This window comes from Nocardiopsis sp. NPDC058789 (assembly GCF_042745575.1).
GTDB lineage: Bacteria > Actinomycetota > Actinomycetes > Streptosporangiales > Streptosporangiaceae > Nocardiopsis > Nocardiopsis eucommiae.
Genome location: NZ_JBHYOW010000022.1, coordinates 13,919 through 29,852 on the forward strand (window position 1 = coordinate 13,919; position 15,934 = coordinate 29,852).

Here is a 15,934-nt window from a genome sequence, read left to right on the forward strand (position 1 = left end):
CGCGCTCCCTTCTGGATCCTGTGTCTGTGTGCCTGCGAGTCAGTCCCACGGGGAGCTACTTGAACGGGTCCGGTCCCACGCTGATGTGGACGTGGTCGACGTGGTTCTGGGTGTTGCTTCCCCGACCACCCGCGTACCGGGTGTTCTCGTCATTCCATTCTCCGACCGGGTCGTTCCCCGCCGCCCACTTGCGTTCGTTCCACAGGATCCCGCTGATGTTGAATTCCTCGGCATTCGCGATCACGAAGTTGACGACCGTGGTCCCGGATTCGCGCATCTTGTCGGAGGGAACCTCGTTGAGCGGGGCCATCATGTAGTCGATGGCCTGGCCGTTGTGGTGGTTACTGCTGGGTTCGTTGCGCTGACCGCCAGCGGTCAGGAAGAACCCGCCGAACTCGTCCTGGAGGGCCTTGTGCATGTCGCAGGCGTCCGGGTGCATGCGCCCCAGGGAGTCGCAGGGCACCGTCTCCCCGGCCTGAACGACGCTCCCACCGCCCGTGCTGGCGGTCCGGCACTCCTGGATGGCGGTCTCACGGCGATTCTGGTTGGCCTGGACCACCGTGACCTCTGCCTGCTCCAGGATGGAATCGGCCAGGTCCTCGTCGGCCTCCCAGCCATCCATCTTCGCGAACCACACATCTGCGTAGCCCTCGCGCTGAGCGAGTTCGGCCGCATCGATCGTGGCCGGGATTTCCCACTTCTCCAGCCAGGTACGGGTGGCCCCGCCGACTGAGGGCGAGTCGTCGTCGATGAGCTCCTGCACGACGTTGGTGTAGGTGGACGCGTCACCGGATATCAGGAAGGACATCTGGGTCTCGATCTCGTGCCACTTGCCGCCGGTTCCGTCGGCGTACTCCAACAGGTTGGTGTTACGGCCGTTGCTCCACTGCCCCAAACCGATTCCCAACAGGTCCACCCCGTGTTGGATGTGGTCGTACTCCCCGTTTTCGAGCTCGGAGAACTTGAATCCCTTCTCTTCGGCGTTCCGCTTGACATCGTCGATGGTGAAACCCTTGCCGCCAACCAGCTCAACCATCGTCGGATCCATTCTCGATTCCTTTTCGAAGTTCCCGAGAATGCCCGCGATATTCTCGTCCGGCATGCCACTGACAGACAGAACGGAGTACACCTGTTGGGCCACCTCCTCCTTCTGCTGGCTGTCTTCACCGGCATCGGCGTTGTCGTCGATCTCACGCACGACCGCCTCGGTCTCGGCACGGCAGTCGTCCAACGGTGCCTCGTGCTGGGCGGCGGTGGTACCCGAGGTGGCGGCCCCCACCGCGACCACGGCGACCGTGGCGATCGCCACGAACGCCGCCCCGATGCCGATGATGGCCCCGGCGATCACGCCCCCACCCAGGAAGGCGAACAGGCCGCCCATCACCAGGGCGAACCCGAGCGCGAACTTGGCGAGCATGATGAAGAACTGCAGGAGCATCTGCAACAGGTTCAACAGCGCTGCCAGCACCGCGGCCAACATCTGCTTGAGCCACTTGAGGAACATCATCAGGACCATGAGCTGGGCCCCGACTCCGACAGCGGGGACGGCTGCCGCCACCCCGGCGCCCTTCCGGGCGCCAGCCATAGCGTCCTTGGGCCCCTCCTGGGGAGCGAGGGACGTCCCGGCGGCCCCCAGCGCAGGACCTCCGGCTCTGCCCGGCCCTCCAGACCCGCCAGGCCCACCGGCTCCGCCCGACCCTCCAGACCCGCCAGGCCCACCGGCCGCACCCGGGCCGCCCGCTCCGCCCGGGCCCCCCTTGGCCCCTTCCTCGCCTCCAGCTCCGCCTGGCCCGCCCGCTCCGGGCCCACCTAAGCCCGGGACACCCTTGCCGACGTCACTGGGGTCCGGGATCCCCTTCTTGGCGTCCTCCCCACCCGGGACGGCACCACTCGCACCAGCGCCAGGAAGCTTGCCCGATCCGCCCGGCTCCGGGGGTTTCGGCCCCCCGGCTCCACCGCCGACTCCAGCCATGAAGACCCTCTCCTTTTCCCTTCAGGAACGTCTGGTTTCCGGGGCCCACCCGTGCCGTTGACCGGCGTCAGTAGGTGAGCAGGACCTCTTCATCCGCGTTGACCGACCCGGACGAGTCCACGCCGCGCAGCATCACTTCCAGTTCCAGGAGACTGCCGTGGGAATCGACCTGGTAGGAGCTCTTGAGTCGCTGGTAGTCCTGGTAGGCCTGCGTCGTGTTGTTCATGATGTCGCGCAGGGGCTTCATCAACTGATCCGAGCTTCCGTAATCCTTCAGGTTGTTACCGTCAGTCAGAATCCATTCCAGATCGTTCGCGGAGATCATGGAACTGACGTCCTCCTCCGGCCGTGCCTTGTCACCGAGAAAGGTGACGTAGGAGGTTTCACCGGGGGGCATGATGGAGTCCAGATAGCCGTCGTGGACGGAGCCCGAACGCCAGTCGAAATCGAACCCGCGCGGGTCCACCCACTCGGTCTCAAGGTCGAGGGTCGCCTCCGTGTCACCCTCGGCCGCCTCACCCGTGACGCTGTCACCAGCGATCTGCACCGGAACCTCGGGCGGCTCGATGAACACGCCGTCCACGTTGATCCGACTCATCTCACCGTCGTATTCGTCGATGCGGCTGAGGAGGGCACGCATCTGCAGGAGTTGCTGGTCCATTTCCTCACGGATTTCCTGCTCCTGCTCCGCCACCACCAGTTCGTAGTAGATGGCCACCGGATCGACTCGGCCGCCGTCCAGCGAGGACACCTCCTCGGTACCCGTTGCTCCCGGATTGATGAACAACCGCCACTGGTCGAACTCGGCGAAACTGCCGTCGTCGCGCAGATCCTCACGCAACTCCCGGCTCGACTCCTCCGCGTACACCAGCTCGCTGTTGGCACGAAGGGTGAGATTCATGATCTGTTGGGCGAACGGCGCGTCGGAATCGAGAACGACCCCGAGATAACCGGTGGATCCGAAAAGGATGATGGATCCGGTGATGTTCGTCCTGAGTGTCTCGGTGGCGAGTTGTTCGTTGGAGCCGGTCAGAAAGGCCTGGTAGTTCGCGGCGTCCGCGGAGAACGAGCCGGAGTTGGCGTCCCGGAACCTCATGAGGACCAGGGCGCGATCTCTCTCACTGTTGGTGTAGATTCCCTCGACACTGCCACTCAGATCGGTTCTGGATGTCGTGAACGAGGTGGTGTACAGCGCCGTCTCGCTTATCTTCGCCCGATTGTTGACAATGGCCGAAGTAATGGTTCCGGCCAGGAGCAGTGCGAACGCCACGGCGAAACAGGTGGTCATGATACCGAAACGCTCGATGGCGTGGTGAGGCCCCAGTTTCAACTTCTTCGCGTAGGTCGCGATGGTTTCCTTCGCACTCACGTGACGTGCTCCTGCCGTGTCGCTCAATCATGTTCTGCTGCGGAATGCGCAAAGGGTCGACGGCCTTTCGCGCCGCCGACCCCATGGGTACCTACCGATGCACGACCATGCTTCAGGACGATGGTGCGGTGGTTCCTCGCCTCGGTTCACCGAGTCCCGCAAGGATCACCCGCCGCCGCCCAGGTCCTCGATGGTGGTCTGGCCGCCCGCGGCGATCTGGGAGATCAAGCTGAAACCGCCAACCATGAGGGCGCCCCCGAGCAGGATCAGCGCGAGGATCTTGACCCAACTGGTCTGATCCTGCTGCGAGGCCATGAGCTTCTTGATCAGCAGAACGCCGCCCCAGACGACACCGGCCGTCCCCATGAGCGCGAGGAGGGAGCCACCCGCTCCCTGCACGTAACTGGTGGCGTTGTCAAGAAACGAGAGAAGATCCCACGATGCGTAAGGGAGGTCACTCAGGTTCATTGTCGCTTTTCCTTGTCCTCTGGTCCTGGCCTGGTTCGACTTATGGGGGGTCTGAGGGCAGAAAGATCAACAGGCCTGGGGACGGGTGAGGGTGCCAGTACCTGGGGTTTCCGCACAAGAGAATGCGGACTCTCCGAGGCTGATTCTAACTGCCGCGTCTTGGCGGCGGCAACTTTGTCCACCACATTGTTAACTGACGGAAGTGGGGAAACACGAGCGCGGAGCCATTGACTCCCCCGGGATGGTCGTGACGCAGCCAACCGCATTCACTTCCCCTTTCAAGCCAGTAGTCAAAGGTTTTTTCCCGTTACAACGATCACTATCGCTTCGGTCCCCTCCTCTGGTTACGGGCCTGCTTCGCCGCCTGGTCGGCGGAGTTGGCTCCACCCGAGTTGGGAGGCTTCTTCGGGGTCTTCTGCGGCTGCGGGGCCTTGCCCCCTCCTCCCGTGCTCCCCGCCATCCCGGCGACGTTGGACACGGTGCGACCGGCCTGCTCGGCCTGCTGGCCCTGCTGGATTCTTCGGTCGTGTCTGGCACTGGTCTGGGGGTTGTCCAGCGAGGACTTGCGCGCCCGTTCCGAGGCCTGACCCGCCCGTCCGGCGCTCGCCTGAGCCTGGCCGCCCTTCTCCACCGCCTTGCCCGCAGACTCCGCTGCCCCGGTGTAGTCCTGGGCCGCCGCTCTTCCGACGGCGACCCCGGCGTGCCCGACGGCACCGGCCGTGCCAGTCGCCGCCTTCAACCGCTCCTTGTCGGACTCCGCGTAGTCCGAGGCGGACTGCTGAACGGAGCCGACGAAGGCCTCTCCGGGATCATCGGACAGACCCTCCCTCTCGACACGCTTGCCGAGGTCGGCCTCCCCCGCGGCGTCCCGTTCCTGCGCGCTCGGGTCCAGGCCCGCACCGGCTCCGCCTCCCCCGGGCCCCTCCAACTGACCGTCGGTGTCGACGTCCCCGCTCACCTTGGTCTCGTTGCTGCTCGCCGATGTGGCGGCGGCTGCCCCCGCGGGGCCACCACCGCTGTTGGTCCCACCCGCGTTCGCGCCCCTGGGGCTCTTGCCACCCTTGGCCGCGCTCATCGCCTTGCTGCCCGCAGCGCCCGACATCAAGGAGCTCCCGCCGCCACCGGGCAGACCGGACTTCAGGCCGCCCCCGGACTGGACCTTGGCGTCGGTGAACTTCTCGATCATCTTGGTGACGGAGTCCTCCACCGCCTTGACCAGGGTCTTGCGGAGGCGCATCGCCATGACCGTGAAGACGATGACCACGATGATCGAGACCAAGGTGACCAACATGTGGAGCAGCCCCGATCGGACCAGGAACTCCACGACGGCCGATCGGTCCCCGGTCCCCTCGTCACCGGCGATGGCCGCGTTGAAGGGTGCGTTGATGAAGTCCGGAACGGCCAGCAGGAACGCCAGCACCATCTTGTACAGGAAGATGGTGACCAGGATCTCCATCAACATCGCGACCGTGTAGACGATGACCTTGGCGATCCCCTGGACCACACCCAGCATCGCGAACGGGATCGCCATGATCATCTGGAAGGTCCGCCGGATGTTGTTGACCACCATTCCGATGGCGTAGCCGATCCCGATGACGACGAACGCGCCCAGCAGCACGACCGCGTTGAACCAGTAGACGGAACTCATCATCCCGGTGCCCACGAGGTTCACCGAGTTGTGAATGGACCGGGTCGCCTCGCTGCTCGACTTGCCTGAGGAATAGGCCTTGTAGGAGGTCGACCCGAAGTCGGCGTTGAGGTAGTTGTACATCGCCAGCGGAGCGAGGTTGCACGCCGATGGGCTTCCTTCGTTGTCCTCCGTGATCGTGCCACGGCAGTTGATCTTGGTGCCCTCTGCACTGGTGAACCTGACCGGGCCGCCCTCTCCTTCCTCTGAAGCGGTCAGGCCCGTGTCCGACCTGACGAAGAGCAGCGGGTTCTCGTTGGCGGCCTCATCCTTGACGTCTTCAGGGTCGCCAATGAAGTCGTCGAACCATTCAGGGGCCTTGTCGATCTGTTCCCCCTCCAAGGTCGACTTGGCGTCGGACTCGAACGAGGAGGCGTTGACGTGCTGGGTACTCATGTACCGGTCCAACATGCGCGCGACATCGCCGTAGTTGGACTGGGTCAATCCCTCGTTGGCTCCCACAGCCATGGCATCGTTCCCCGTGGGGCTCCCGAGGGCGCCGGCAGAGATGCCCAGGACCTGCCTGTTGATCGCCAGCGCCGTGTCGCGCACCTCCGACTGGGACTTCCCCGTGGGTGCGTTATGTGTCTGGCTCCACCGGATGAAGGCGCCGTCGGGCACCGCCAGCTGGTTCTGCGTGGCCCAGCCCTCGAAGTCGACATAGGTGGAGAGCACCACCTGCGCGGCGGCCGAGTTCCCCCCTTCGGTGGCCTCCTTCATGGTGTTGAGTACCTGGCTGTACATGGATCCGAGCAGCGGGACGCCGATGACGATGAAGACGAAGCGGACGAGGATCTTCTTGATCGCCGAGCCCCGGTCCAGGTTCTTGAACATGAGAAGGCTGAAGACGAAGACACCGAGGAACAGAGGCAGCATCACCGTCCATGACAGGAGAGCCAGTTTCTCGAACGCGAAGTTCCCCAGTTCCACGATCGACGCCAACGGCTCCGGGAGCTCACCGCTGTCACCGAACCCGGTCGTGGCGCCCTCGCCCGCGGTCATACCGTCGGCGAACGTACTCCCGGACAGGGAGCTGACCGCGTCATAGATCATCCGGAACGGGTTGATCCAGATCAGCGCGTCGATGATGAAGGACCACAGCGAGTCCACGCCCGCCGCCGCCACGAACAGGATGAGGACGAACCCGCCCGACAACCAGGAGAAGAAGCCGAGGGTGAGCCCCGTGCTCGTGGAGTCCAGGCCCAGACCATTGAGCGTGGCACCGAAGTACGCGAAGTCACGTGCCCCGGTGTGGTCGGGGAACCCCGAGTCCTTCGTGCCGACCAGAGAGTCGTAACCGACCTCGTTGGAGGACTGGGCGTTACGTGAGTCGATCCATCCCCTGATCACGTTGTACTGCTCGTCGGGGTAGCCGAGCATCGACCCGGCGCTGCCCGGTTGGTGCAGGACCGACGGCCAGTGGTTCTCTGCGATATTGAATTCGTCGTTGCCCGGTTCCTGCGCGGTGGAGAACAGGGCCGTCATCGAGGAGGACAGCCGGTAGAACGACAGGCTGTCGAGATCGTCGTCGTCCTCCGAGTGAGCGGGATTCATCCCCCCGAGCAGCAGGGCCAAGGGGAACGCGAGGAGCAGCGCCCACACCGACAGACGTACCCACCTCCCGCTCCGGAACCCGCTGGAGAGCCGACTCTGCGGCCTACGGGACCGCACGTTCGGTTCCTCCTGTTGCTCCTGCTCCCGCACCTCCATCTATCGGCCCCGCTTCCCGCGAGTGCCCTCGTCCGACGGGCGCTTCGACTGGTCGGGGCGTGTCTGCGCCGGGGTCTGGACCTGCTTGATGCTCCGCTTCCCACGGCGCGGCTTCATGCGTTCGGAGAGTCCGGCGTCCAGCTGTGCCTCGGCTCCCTGCTCAGCCACACGTCGGGCCCGCTCCTCCGCCATGTCGCCGTGGGCCGCCGAGACCGCCGAGGTCTCGTCCGGGCTGACCCTGTCGTCGTGTTCCCGCTCGGCCGCGCCCAGGATCTGGGCCCGCCGCGCGGCACGGGCCGGGTTGACTCCCAGCGGCAGGTCCATGTGGAAGACGACGTTGGTGTGTCCCCGGCGCAGGTACGCGAGGTTCTCCCCGCGCGTGGTCACCAACCGCTCCAGGTCCGGCGGGATGTCCTGGTGCAGCTGGCGCTGGTACTTGGTGACGGTCGCGTCCCGCATCGTGCCCAGGATCGTCCAGTCGGCGGCGTCGAAACGGTTGAACTCCGAGTCGGCGAGCATCCTGTCGATGTCGTTGTACAGGTAGACCACCCGGCCGCCGCGCAGGAACAGGTGCGTGAACTGTTCGTTGAGGTACGCCTTGATCCGGTCGTCGATGCTCTCGGCGCCGTGCAGGATCACGGTGTCGCCCAGGGTCAGGTTGTCCACGGCGAACCCGATGACGTTGACCAGCTGGGCCATCGCCACCCCCTTGCCGCGCTTGAGCAGGCGGGAGAAGTCGTAGAGCACTCGGCGGGCGTCGGCCACCCCGTCGATCTCGTCGTTGGTGTGGGTGTTGAACAGGTCGCCGTTGTTGTCCAGCAGGTCCTTGAAGACCAGGCGCAGGATGTTGTAGGCGTGCAGCATCTCGTCGTCTCGGGCGCTGGAGTTGGAGAGCGCCCGGTACTGGGTGTCGAAGTAGGTGACGATGTCCTGGAGCCGCGGCACCTGCGTGTGCGGGATGCCGACCACGCGCAGCCGGTCCCGGTTGTGCTTGGCGTTGCGCGCCCACATGCCCTTGTCGATGTAGAACTGGGTGAGCGTCTCCTTGAGCGACCCGCGAATGATGGAGCGGTCGGAGTCGGTGGTCTCGTAGGCCTGTTCGGCCATGAGGACGACCTTCTCCAGGTGAGCCGGGAAGATCCCGAGCTCGTCCTCGGTCCTGCCGAACATCTCGAACATGTTGATGTCGCCCGAGTTCATGTCCAGGCGGGCGGTGAGCCTGTCCAGACGAGGGCCGAGGTCGTCCAGACGCGCACCGTTCAGGATGATGTGCACGACGCGGGCGTTGGACAACAGGGCCGACTGGGAGATCTTCGACCCCCACATGTCGGGGATGTGCGCCCGGTTCAACACCGGGTTGACGCCGTTGTCGGCCAGGACCACGTGGTGTTCGTAGTCGTTGACGTCGAAGAGCACCGCGGAGTTGTTGACGTCTCCGACCATGGACCCGACGTACTCGCCCGCCGGGTCGTTGAGGCCGTTGGTGACCAGGGAGTGCGATCCGGCGAACTCCACGCTGGTGAAGTGGAAGCCCTTCCCTCGTTTGCGGGCGTTCTTGCCGAAGAGGTTGCTCAGCTCCTGGCGCTGTTCACCGGGGTACGCGGCCACCTTGACGGTGCCGAAACGGTCGATGTAGAGCCTGCTGATCCGCTCGACCGCCTCGTCGAGGACCTCCAGGCTGGGGCCCCGGACCAGCAGACGGTTGTGCACGTGCAGGTAGCTGGAGCCGTCCTGGAGCTCACCGGCGACGATCTCCATGTCGTCGCTGATCTTCGCGGACTTGCGCCGCGAGGTCATGGTGCCGGACTGGGCCTGCTCACCCTCCTCCATACGGTCGAGCTTCTCGACCGTCTTGATCTTCTCCTCGATCCACTTCTCACCCATACGGCGGATCTGTTCGAGCACCACCACGGTGACCCCGTCGGGCAAGCCGCTGGGAATCCGGTTGATCCCCCAGAACGCGCCGAAGTCGTCACGAGCCCCGTCGTCATGGAAGAAGCCGAGCACACAGGCGTAGCGGTCGTCGACGTGGAAGTAGTCGCTCCGGAAGACGTAGCGTTCCCGGGGCTTGATCGCGAGCAGGTGGGGGTAGTCGTCGAAGGTGCCGGAGAGCTGCTCCACCTTCTTCCTGGCGGCACGGCGCTCCTTGGCGCTCAGGCCCTCGTCCTCACCGCCGCCGTCTCCGGAGGGGTCGCCGTCCTGACCACGGCCGGCCAGCTCGGGGAACAGTTCGCTGAAGGACGGCGCCTTCGCGCCCGCCGACTGGCCGTCCTGCTGTTCGGAGGCGGTCTGGTCGGACGCGCCACCGGTCGAGAGCGCACCGGGCAGATGCCCGTGCGAGGTCCCGGCGGCACTGCCTGGAAACTGTGCTCCGGTGCTCATGCGCGTCCTTCACTCTCTCCGCGTTCGTCAACCCGTACCCTGCGCAGCGTCATGTCCGGTCCCGCTTCACCGCTCGGCGGTGTAGATGGTGCGCAACATCTCGTAGAGCTCGTCGGCGCCCAGCATGGAGGCCTGCTTGATCATGAGGCTGGAGCCCTCCACCTCGGCCCGCACCAGGGTGTGCGCCCGACGCAGCGCCTCCAGGTTGTCGGCCTTGATGACCAGGTACTGGTGGATGGAGCTGAACTGCCCGCCCACGTAGTCCTTGAGGATCGAGTACCGCTCGTCGAGCAGCTCGAACAGTTCCGGATCACGGATCTCCAGGGCCTGGTTGAGGAGCTCCAGGTTGCCGAGCTGGCGGTAGACCCGCTGGGGTTCCTTGGTGGTGATCCAGATGTAGTCGACGTCGGTGTCGACCTTGCGCCAGAACGAGTCGACCCGGTGGAGGATGGCCTTCTTGTCCTCTTCGAAGACCAGCACCGAAGCGGAACCGACCACCAGGTAGGCCTGTCCGACGGTGCCGTCCCCCCATTCGATGTAGCCGGTCTCGTCGACCTTCCTGATGCCCGTCACCGAGGCGAAGGGGGTGGGGTCGGAGCCCCGCCGGGTGACGACGCGGCGTGAGGGGCGGGGCACGTACTCCAGAAGGGCGGGCAGGGACGAGAACCGCATCTCCTTGGTGTTGGAGTACTGGCCGAAGAAGGCGGTCGCGGCCAGCCACCAGACGACCACGAGGAAGATGAGCCCTCCGTTGGCGCTGGACACGAAGGTGGACGTGCAGACCCAGAACAGGAGCATGACGGAGACCAACCAGAACAGGATCACCTTGGTCGGCACGGGGCGCATCTGGAACCCGCCACCGGCCAGCGCGATCTCATGGTCCAGGAAGGACCGGTTCAGGCTGGTGGGGATCTTGAAAACGCTCTTCGCCACGACACACTCCGTTTCCGCTCGAAGCCGGGCATCACCTTGTCACTGCGGCGCCGGGTCCCCGCGGTTCCTCCGTCGGGGCGTTCGCACCCGTCTCACTCACGTGAGTGGCGCACTGTCCCGGATGCCCTCGGGGAACCGGGAGTGGTCCTCCGCGGACCGGCCGCAGGGGCGGCGGCCCGGGACCACGTGTCTCGTCGAGGAATGGCGTTCCGTTCTCCGGAGGCCGTCACCACCGGCTTCGGAACGAGGGCCTCGACACCTGCTCAGGGGCGTAAGCAGGAGCGAAGGAGCGGACTTCGGAAGGTGGGGCCTCGATCCCGCACGACAGGCGCATCGACGGGGTGTTCCCTCGGTCGAAGGCCGCGCGCGCCCGTGTCTCGACTCGCTCGCCGGTCGAAGCGGCCAGCACTGAGGGGGAGCTCTCGGCCGTTCACTCTGGGGGACAGGATCATGTTCGGGGGTGAGTCCCACTCCGCTTGTGGGGTGAACTCGAACTTCACGGGTCTGCTTCTCCGCTCTCGTGCCCACACGGCTGGATCGCCTTGCGTGGTGTGAGTTGCGCTGCGCGTATCCGCAGTTCTCATTTTGACAGGGTTAATCTCTCCTTGCGGATGTCTGTTCCACCCAAAAAGGGGGATCCGCGCACTGGCCCTGGGCATTTCCCAAGGTCACAGGCACAACGAGGGAGCGCAGGCGAAAGAGAGGAGCACATGACCGAAAGCGGCCATGTGGCGCACTTCACATGAAACCTCTATCGGTGGTAGTCAGAACCCTGTCAGTGGTGTGACGCGCCCCGCGGCGCTCCCTCTCCGGCTCACTCCCACACGGCCTTCTCCGGATCGATGCCATGGGATCGGGCGTTGGCGTCGATGGAGTCACGCAGCCACAGCGCCAGACCGGGTGCGAGCCCGTCGTAGTGCGCGCGGAAGCCCGCATCGGCCACGTTCGTCTGGCCGAGGATGACCTGCATGGAGTGCGTGCAGTCGAAGTAGACGCCCATCGATCCTCGATGCCGTTCGGCCAGGTCGTTCGCCTCCTCACTTCCCGGCTCGATCCCGGTCCGCACTGCCTCGACCAGATCGGCGTTGAGAGCCGTGACCTCCTTCGCGACCCGTCGCCAGTCCTCGGCGGTCCGCTCCGCCGCGCGTTCCGCGAACTGCGCCCACTGTCGGGTGTCACCCCAGCGCTCGCGGGCCTGGGCGGCCCAGGAGGGCCGCCAGTCAGCACCGAAGATGGCGACCTGTTCCTCTGCTGTCAGAAGGACCCCCTGCTGCCGGGCCCCGGCCATCCGGTCCAGGGCATCCGCCATCCGGCCCAGCTTCCTGATGCGCTCACGCAATCGGTCGCGCTGCTGGAGCAGGGCCTCCGTGGCCTTCTCGGCGTCCGCCTCCAACAGCTGAGCGGTCTCCTCCAGTGAGACCCCGAGCTCCCGGTAGACCAGCACCCGGTGGATGCGCGCGACGTCCGCGGTCGTGTAGAGCCGGTAGCCGGCGGCGCTCCGCTCGCTCGGTGCGGCCAACCCGATCTCGTCCCAGTGGTGCAGTGTGCGGACGGTGACTCCGACATGGGAGGCCACCGCTCCCACCGTCATGGCGTGTTCTCCCATGGCGCCCGCACTCATCGACTGGTCACCACACTTCGCCATGAATTCAGGTTATCCGGACCCTCAGCACGAAGGACCACAGTTCTGGTTCTTCACAGACAGAGGGCCATAGGGTGGCGTCCGCATCGGATCGCGAACTAGGAGAAATCCATGTCCCTGAACGGAGCCAACTCGCGCGGTCGGCGTTCGCTCAATCTGCGTCGTCTCGTCGGTGCGGTCCTCGCCGTGGTGATGCTGTGGGGTCTGTTCTGGCTGGTGTTCCAGTCCGGCCTGACCGACCCAGTGGTGGAAGTCGCGGGCCCCGTCTTCGACCGTCTGATCACGATGATCAACGAGCCTCTGGGGATCGACTGGGGAGGCCAGCTACTGGCCATTGCCGCGATCCTCGTCCCCCACCTGTTGTTGCTCCTCTTCATTTTCGACGGGAACTAGGCAGTTCCCTCCGCACGAAGGGGGTACGCGATCGGAACACCCTCGCGCACCCCCTTCACGGATTCCCACCTGCCTCAGCGGATTCCAGGTCGGGGGTCACCGAAGGCGGGTGTCACTTCTTCTGGTCCGGAAAACCGTCGGTCTCGGCGGACCGCTTCGCGTCCCAACCGATGCCACCGCCCCGAGCGATGCGCTCATCGGCCTGCTTCTGCAACTCAGCCCAGCGCTCGTCGTCCTCACCGGGCACGACGCCGAGCAGCCCCTTGAAGTTGAGCGCGTCCACCAGGGATTCCTTCTGTTCCTTCGGCTCTTCCATCTCTCCACCTTCCGTCGTCACTGTCCCCATGCGGAACCACACCGCCACCGGGGTGCGGTGTGCGGGGTCTCTACCGGGAGGGCCCATCGTCCCGGGGCGATTCCATCCCCGGTCCCTGTTGACCCGAGCCAGCCGACCAGGCCTGCGTACCCGTGGCGGCCAAGCCACGCAGGCGCTCGCTCCAGGCCTGCTGTGTCGCATCCGGTCGCCCGCCTCCCAGTTCCACGGCCTGGCGTCCCGGCACCTCCGAGCTCCGATCCAGGCCGCGCGGGTCCGCACCGCTTACAGGCTCCGCGTTGTCCGTCGGGCCGGGGTTCTCGGTGCTGTCCGCGAACGGCTCCGGAGAGTCGTCGCGTTCGTGCTCGTCCCGTGGCGCACGCTGCTCGGGCACCGGCACCTCGTTGACGGTCTCGGGCCGATCACGCGATTCAGGCACCGCGGCGGCCTCGTTGTCCAGCACCTGCTCCGAGGTGGCCTCCTGATCCGCCGAGGCCCGGGCCTGCTCGTCCTGCTGCCGCTCTCGTTCGCTCTCCGCCTTCTCACCGAAGTCCCGGTACTCCTCGATGAGTCGCTGGGTCTCCTGCTCCCACTCGGGCCCCAGACTCCGCCGCCACTCCGCCACCATCTCCGGGTGCGTGTTCTCGAGGGTCCTCGTGGCTTCGGAGAGCGCGCCCGCGTACACCAGCTTCTGGTCCTGGTCGCTGAGCCCGTCATCCCTCATGGAGGAGAACATCGCCCGGGAGCGGTTCATCCGGCTGTGGGCTTCGGGATCATCGGTCATCCCGACCATTTCCGGGTACTCACGAGCGGCGGACCCGATAACGTACTGCCTCATGGTCTCGCCGAACTCCTCCGGCGTCCTCGCGCTGGCGAGTTCGCCGTACATGGTCCTGGAGGCTTCGGACCAGTGCTCGTTGGCACTCATCGGCTCACGCAGTGCGAACGAACCGTCGAACGACTCGGAACCACCGTACGCGTCGACGTAGTCGCCGTTCCAGAGCTGCCTGGTCTGGGTGGTGCCCGGGACAACCACCGTCTGCGGAGCGGACTTGACGAGCCGACCGTGTCCCACTTCGGCGAAGACGGCCGCCTGCGCGGGGTCCCGCTCCATCAGCTCGCCGACGACGACGCGCATGTTGCGGTCCACCGCGGCACGGTCCAGCCCACTGGCGCTCACCCGTTCGTCGAGTGCGCTCAGGGCGTTCTGATAGTTCTCCCTGACCTTCTTCCGGTCGGCCCCGGGTCTGCGCATCTCGTCGTAGGCGTTCTGGGTGATCCCCACCCGTGCCAGCGCGGCGCTGTCCTCGGTGAACGGCTCGGGGGTGCGCTGTCCACGCCCCAGGGTCTCCCTCAGGAGGTTCTGGAACCGGCTGATCCTGCTTCCACGAGATTGGCCGGACCCCGTGGCTCCTCCCACCTCACCGCCCCCGTGCTGGCCGACCCCTGCGGTGTCCGTGCCCGCACGCCCCCGAGCGTTCCCCATGCCACGCTCGGCTTCACGACGCTCGTTCCCCGGCCCTTCGCCGGGGTTCACGGCCTGGTACTGCCCCTGTCCCCTGAGGTCCGCCTGGATGGCCTCGACCATCCGATCGGCGAAGTTGTCCACATGTGGCCGGAACTTCGGTGAGAGCAGCCACATCGCAGCGCGCATACCCATGATTCCGAGCATGTTCTTCGCGCTGACAACGCGACGGAACGGGGCCATGCACCGGCGCACCATCCTGCCCACGAACGTCTGGTGCTGGTTCCGGAGTTCCCTGCGCTGTTGGCTCGGATTCGTCCCCTCTGCCGCAATACCCGACGTGCGCAGGGATCGGACGAACCGCCGCCGTTCACGCTCCACCTCGAGCCTGAGCCTGGCACGCGGGTCACCATTGCGACCGGCGGCGTCGCGTCGGGCCTGTTTCCGCCCAGCCTTCAGGTCGCGGTCGTACTCCCTGCGCTCCCTGCGCAGTTGGCTGGCCTCTCCGATCCGCTGGCCGATGTCAGCAATTCGCCCCCGCCCCTCGCGGGATTTCCGGGCGCTTTGACCCTTGAACACAGGAGCCGGCAGGCTCCGCTTATCCACCACGTTCCACTCCTTTCACTTGCACTCGTCTCGACTCAGCGAGGCCACCACGGACCCATGGCGTGTTCGATTCAGCGATCCCATCGTGTAGTGCTTCCACAGTTCAGAGAGCAAGAAAGAAAGTGGACATGAGGGCCTCCCTTTTGATGTTCACTTTCACCGCTCCGCGAGTCTGTCATCACCTAGGCCCCAAGGAAGAGCGCCGACAACCGGGAACGGCTCGGGCCTCGTGGAGCGAGACCGAAGATCCGCCCGTCCCCCTGCTTTCGAGGGGAGCGCCCCCGAACCAAGCACGCACGACCCGATCCCCGCAATGGCAGGTCTTCAAGGCGGCACAAGCGGCGCGCGAAAGGAGAAGAGGCCTCTACTACTTCACCCAGTTTCCGTTACTGTCCATCTGCCAGTCGCCAACCTTGGTTTCATGCACGTACAGCTCGCCACTCTGCATGACCGCGACGTCGAACTCAGCGAAGAACTCAGCAGTATCACCAGCTTCACGGATATGGGGGAAAATCACATCCACGGTGCTCTCGTCATCAGAAGGAGAGACCGCACAGTTCGTCTGGACCACGGATGAGGTCTGGTCTTCTGCCATGTCGGAGTCACCCGCTTTCTTGCCAGTGAGGGCAAAGTAAGCGAAGTTGTGCGGCTCGTCTTCTCTGTCGGCGAGCTCGGCGGCTTCCACGAGACGCTCATACCCGCCGTCGACATATTCGAACTGATACTCCACCGCGCACAGAGAGGGGTCTTCGGCCTCTACTGAGGTGATGAGGACCGATTCGAGTACCGGACTCCGCGCGTAGTCCTCGTCCTGCTCGACGACCTCTTCGGGAAGCCGGAACTCGATACTCTCCGACGGTTCGTACGACGCCGCGCCGTAGTCGTACACCTGAGCGGAAGAGGAGCACGCGGTCAGGGCGAGCACGGAGACCGCACTCGCAGCGGCCAGCCGCACAGAAGTATTAATGCTGGTCACGGGGGTGATCTCCTTGGA

At 65.3% G+C, this 15,934-nt stretch carries 11 protein-coding genes; 1 reads left to right on the forward strand and 10 read right to left on the reverse strand.

Features of this window, described 5'->3' with window-relative positions:
• Positions 1 to 55: 55 nt before the first annotated feature.
• The 7 genes from ACFW3L_RS23965 to ACFW3L_RS23995 form a co-directional block, all read right to left on the reverse strand.
• The gene (locus ACFW3L_RS23965; protein WP_378746273.1) at positions 56 to 1,585 is read right to left on the reverse strand and encodes a phage tail tip lysozyme; all 1,530 of its coding nucleotides are present in this window, start codon (positions 1,583 to 1,585) and stop codon (positions 56 to 58) included.
• Positions 1,586 to 2,039: 454 nt separating this feature from the next.
• Positions 2,040 to 3,341, reverse strand: coding sequence for a hypothetical protein (locus ACFW3L_RS23970; protein WP_378746277.1), 1,302 nt, complete (start codon positions 3,339 to 3,341; stop codon positions 2,040 to 2,042).
• A gap of 165 nt (positions 3,342 to 3,506) precedes the next feature.
• Positions 3,507 to 3,809, reverse strand: a complete 303-nt coding sequence (locus ACFW3L_RS23975; protein WP_378746281.1) for a hypothetical protein — start codon at positions 3,807 to 3,809, stop codon at positions 3,507 to 3,509.
• Positions 3,810 to 4,128: 319 nt separating this feature from the next.
• The gene (locus tag ACFW3L_RS23980; protein ID WP_378746284.1) at positions 4,129 to 7,167 is read right to left on the reverse strand and encodes a hypothetical protein; all 3,039 of its coding nucleotides are present in this window, start codon (positions 7,165 to 7,167) and stop codon (positions 4,129 to 4,131) included.
• Positions 7,168 to 7,206: 39 nt separating this feature from the next.
• Positions 7,207 to 9,588, reverse strand: a complete 2,382-nt coding sequence (locus ACFW3L_RS23985; protein ID WP_378746289.1) for a hypothetical protein — start codon at positions 9,586 to 9,588, stop codon at positions 7,207 to 7,209.
• Positions 9,589 to 9,654: 66 nt separating this feature from the next.
• Complete coding sequence (locus tag ACFW3L_RS23990; RefSeq protein ID WP_378746293.1) at positions 9,655 to 10,521, reverse strand: hypothetical protein; 867 nt, start codon at positions 10,519 to 10,521, stop codon at positions 9,655 to 9,657.
• A gap of 814 nt (positions 10,522 to 11,335) precedes the next feature.
• On the reverse strand, positions 11,336 to 12,127 hold the full coding sequence (locus tag ACFW3L_RS23995) for a MerR family transcriptional regulator (RefSeq protein WP_378746500.1): 792 nt from the start codon (positions 12,125 to 12,127) through the stop codon (positions 11,336 to 11,338).
• A gap of 147 nt (positions 12,128 to 12,274) precedes the next feature.
• Here ACFW3L_RS23995 and ACFW3L_RS24000 point away from each other — a divergent pair, with 147 nt between their 5' ends.
• Positions 12,275 to 12,556 carry a hypothetical protein gene (locus ACFW3L_RS24000; protein ID WP_378746297.1) on the forward strand — a complete coding sequence of 94 codons (282 nt, stop codon included), beginning with the start codon at positions 12,275 to 12,277 and terminating at the stop codon, positions 12,554 to 12,556.
• Positions 12,557 to 12,668: 112 nt separating this feature from the next.
• Here the strand turns inward: ACFW3L_RS24000 and ACFW3L_RS24005 are convergent, their stop codons facing one another.
• From ACFW3L_RS24005 to ACFW3L_RS24015, 3 genes are all read right to left on the reverse strand, one after another.
• Positions 12,669 to 12,872, reverse strand: coding sequence for a hypothetical protein (locus ACFW3L_RS24005; protein WP_378746301.1), 204 nt, complete (start codon positions 12,870 to 12,872; stop codon positions 12,669 to 12,671).
• Positions 12,873 to 12,942: 70 nt separating this feature from the next.
• Positions 12,943 to 14,529 (reverse strand): hypothetical protein, encoded by a 1,587-nt coding sequence (locus ACFW3L_RS24010; protein ID WP_378746305.1) that lies wholly within the window; start codon positions 14,527 to 14,529, stop codon positions 12,943 to 12,945.
• A gap of 778 nt (positions 14,530 to 15,307) precedes the next feature.
• Positions 15,308 to 15,916, reverse strand: coding sequence for a hypothetical protein (locus ACFW3L_RS24015; RefSeq protein WP_378746309.1), 609 nt, complete (start codon positions 15,914 to 15,916; stop codon positions 15,308 to 15,310).
• Positions 15,917 to 15,934 lie beyond the last annotated feature (18 nt).

Bases quoted from the DNA above. Each gene is read 5' to 3' on its own strand.
- ACFW3L_RS24005 (WP_378746301.1), bottom strand. From the start codon at position 12,872: ATGGAAGAGCCGAAGGAACAGAAGGAATCCCTGGTGGACGCGCTCAAC.
- ACFW3L_RS23995 (WP_378746500.1), bottom strand. From the start codon at position 12,127: ATGGGAGAACACGCCATGACGGTGGGAGCGGTGGCCTCCCATGTCGGA.
- ACFW3L_RS24000 (WP_378746297.1), top strand. From the start codon at position 12,275: ATGTCCCTGAACGGAGCCAACTCGCGCGGTCGGCGTTCGCTCAATCTG.
- ACFW3L_RS23985 (WP_378746289.1), bottom strand. From the start codon at position 9,588: ATGAGCACCGGAGCACAGTTTCCAGGCAGTGCCGCCGGGACCTCGCAC.
- ACFW3L_RS23965 (WP_378746273.1), bottom strand. From the start codon at position 1,585: ATGGCTGGCGCCCGGAAGGGCGCCGGGGTGGCGGCAGCCGTCCCCGCT.
- ACFW3L_RS24010 (WP_378746305.1), bottom strand. From the start codon at position 14,529: ATGGGTATGCGCGCTGCGATGTGGCTGCTCTCACCGAAGTTCCGGCCA.
- ACFW3L_RS23975 (WP_378746281.1), bottom strand. From the start codon at position 3,809: ATGAACCTGAGTGACCTCCCTTACGCATCGTGGGATCTTCTCTCGTTT.